Origin of the sequence: Streptomyces sp. SPB074, assembly GCF_000154905.1 — a bacterium.
Lineage (GTDB): Bacteria > Actinomycetota > Actinomycetes > Streptomycetales > Streptomycetaceae > Streptomyces.
Genome location: NZ_GG770539.1, coordinates 2,086,637 through 2,089,697 on the forward strand (window position 1 = coordinate 2,086,637; position 3,061 = coordinate 2,089,697).

Annotated in this window: 2 protein-coding genes and 1 pseudogene; all 3 read right to left on the minus strand. The window is 75.2% G+C overall.

Going from position 1 to position 3,061, the window contains the following annotated elements; genetic code table 11:
• Positions 1-1,599, minus strand: a pseudogene (locus SSBG_RS30825) (dipeptide ABC transporter ATP-binding protein); the annotation flags it as partial.
• Positions 1,596-2,585, minus strand: coding sequence for an ABC transporter permease (locus SSBG_RS08315; protein ID WP_008745748.1), 990 nt, complete (start codon positions 2,583-2,585; stop codon positions 1,596-1,598). The pseudogene SSBG_RS30825 and the gene SSBG_RS08315, both read right to left, overlap by 4 nt.
• On the minus strand, positions 2,582-3,061 hold a 480-nt coding region (locus SSBG_RS08320), incomplete at its 5' end, for an ABC transporter permease (RefSeq protein ID WP_008745749.1). The genes SSBG_RS08320 and SSBG_RS08315, both read right to left, overlap by 4 nt.

The window sequence follows — 3,061 nt, forward strand, 5'->3', positions numbered from 1 at the left end:
GCGTCCGCCGTTCCGCCGCCCGCGCCGGGTCCAGGACGGGGACCGCGTCGAGGAGGCGGCGCGTGTACGGGTCGGCGGGGTGCGCGTAGACGCGTTCCACCGGGCCCTCCTCCACGAGCTTGCCCGCGCGCAGGACGAGGACGCGCTCGCTGACCTGGCGGACCACCGCGAGGTCGTGGGCGACGAAGACGAGGGCGAGGCCGAGTTCCCGGCGCAACTCGTCGAGCAGCGCGACGACCTGGGCCTGCGTCGTGACGTCGAGCGCCGAGACGGCCTCGTCGGCGAGGAGCACGGCGGGCTCGGGCGCGAGGGCGCGGGCGATGCCGACGCGCTGGCGCTGGCCGCCGCTGAACTCGTGCGGGTAGCGGTCGTAGTGGGCGGGGTCGAGGCGGGGTCGAGTCCCACCCGTGTCGACGCGGGCGCGCAGCGCGCGCTCGTCGCGCTCGCCCCGGCCCCGGGCGCGCAGCGGGTCGGCGATCGACTCGCCGATGCTGCGGCGCGGGTTGAGCGAGGAGGCGGGGTCCTGGAAGACCATCTGCACGGCGGGGCGGCGTCCCGCGCGGGGTGCCGCCGCGCCGCCGTAGGAGACCGTGCCGGACGTGGGGGCGAGGAGCCCGACGAGCATCCGGCCGAGGGTCGTCTTGCCGCTGCCGCTCTCGCCGACGATGCCGACGCTCTCGCCGGGCCGCACGGTGAGCGAGACCCCGTCGAGCGCGGTGACGGCGCGCCGTCCCCGCCCGTAGACCTTCGTCAGGTCCCGCGCGAGGAGGAGGGGTTCGCCCCCGGGGGCGGGGCCGCGGGCGACGGGTCCACACGCGCCGGAAAACGGCGGCGAGCAGGGCGCGCGTGTAGTCCGCGCGGGGTGCGCCCAGCACCTCGCGCGCCGTCCCGCAAAACCTCGACCCGCCCCTGCCGCATGACGAGGAGGTCGTCCACGCTGCCCGCGGACACCCCCACCTCGTGCGTGACGAGGACGAGCCCGAGCCCTTCCTCGGTGCGCAGTTCGTGGAGCAGGTCGAGGATCTGCGCCTGCACGGTGACGTCGAGCGCGGTCGTGGGCTCGTCGGCGACGAGGAGCTTGGGCGCGCAGGCGAGGGCCATGGCGATGAGGGCGCGCTGCCGCATCCCGCCGCTGAACTCGTGCGGCCTGGAGCGGGCGCGGCGGGCGGCGTCGGGGATGCCGACGCGGTCGAGCACCGCGACGGCGCGGGCGCGCGCGGCGCGCCGGGAGGCGCCGCTGTGCAGCCGGTGCACCTCGGCGATCTGCTCGCCGATCGCGTGGTACGGGTCGAGCGAGGAGAGCGGGTCCTGGAAGACCATGGCGACGCTCCCGCCGCGCAGCCGCCGCAGTGCGCGGTCGGGCGCGGTGAGGACGTCGGTCCCGGCGAGGCGCACACTGCCGCCGACCCGGGCCCCCGTGCCCCGGTGCAGGTCGAGGAGGGCGTACGCGGTGGCGCTCTTGCCGGAGCCGGACTCCCCCACGATGCCGAGCGCGCCCCCGGCGCGCAGGCCGAAGGAGACGTGGTCGACGGCGCGCAGCGCGCCGAAGTCGACGGTGAGGTCGCGGACGTCGAGCAGCAGCTCTTCGGGGGCGGTCATGCGAGGGTCACCCGTCGGTCGGCCACCACGTACAGGACGTCCGCGACGGCGTTGGCCAGGACTACGAAGAAGCCGATCACCAGGACGGCGCCGACGACGACCGGCAGGTCGGAGACCTGCACGGCCTGGACGAGGGCGCGCCCGATGCCGGGGATGCCGAAGAGCGATTCGGTGAGGGTCGCGCCGCCGAACATCGTGCCCACGTCGAGCGCGCTCATGGCGATGACGGGGGCGAGGGCGCCGCGCAGCGCGTGCCGCACGACGAGGGAGCGTTCGCTGACGCCGTAGGCGCGGAAGGTGCGCACGTGGTCCTCGGCGAGGGTCTCCAGCATCGCGCCGCGCGTGAGGCGCGCGTACTTCGCGGACTCGATGAGCGCGAGCGAGAACCAGGGCAGGACGAGGTTCCACGCCCACTGCTCGGGGTCCTGCGAGAACGGCGTGTAGGTGGGGAAGGGCAGCCACTGGAGCGTGGAGCAGAAGACGATGATCAGCACGAGCCCGATGACGAAGACGGGCGTCGCGGTCCCGGCGAGCGTGATCCCGGTGAGGAGGCGCTCGGTGGGCCGTCCGCGCCGCCACGCGGAGAGGATTCCGGTGCCGACGCCGAGGAGCAGCCACAGCACGAAGGCGCCGACGACGAGGGAGCCGGAGACGGGCAGCTTGGCCGTCAGGAGCGAGGTGACGGGCTGTCCGCTGCGGTAGGACATGCCGAGGCAGGGGGCGCCGCAGTGCTCGCTGCCGGTGCCCGTCGAGTAGTCGCGGCCGGCGACGATGCCCTGGAGGAAGTGCCAGTACTGGGCCCACACGGGGTCCCCGAGGCCGAGCCTGTCGTGGACCTGGGCGACCTGGGCGGGCGAGCAGCGCGGCCCGCAGATGGTCTGCGCGACGTTGCCGGGGATGACGTAGAAGAGGGCGTAGACGAGGGCGGAGAGGGCGAGCAGCACGAAGAGCGCGCCGAGGAGGCGCCGGAGCAGGAAGCGGGTCATCGGGCGTCTCCTTCGTCCTCGCGCGCGGCCGGCACGGCGGCGGCGGGGGCCGGGAGGGCGCTCTTCGTACGGGGGCCGCGCAGCCGGGCGCGCAGCTTGCGCGTGCCGGTGGCGAGCCGGGACTCGGCGCGCGGGTCGAGGGCGGTGCGGATGCCCTCGCCGAGGACGGTGAGCGAGAGGACGGTGAGGAAGAGCAGCCCGGCGGGGAGCAGCAGGTAGGTGGGCGCGGCCTGGTACCAGGTGTTGGCGTCGGTGATCATCTGGCCCCAGGAGGGGGTCGGGGGGACGATGCCGACGCCGAGGAAGGAGAGCGCCGCCTCGGTGCCGATGTTGCTGGGGAAGAGCAGCGCGGTGTAGCCGATGACGGGCGCGGCGAGGGAGGGCAGCAGTTCGCGGCGCGCGATGCGCCACGTGCCCCAGCCGCTCAGGCGGGCGGCGGCGACGTGGTCGAGCGCGGCGAGGGACTTGGCCTGCGC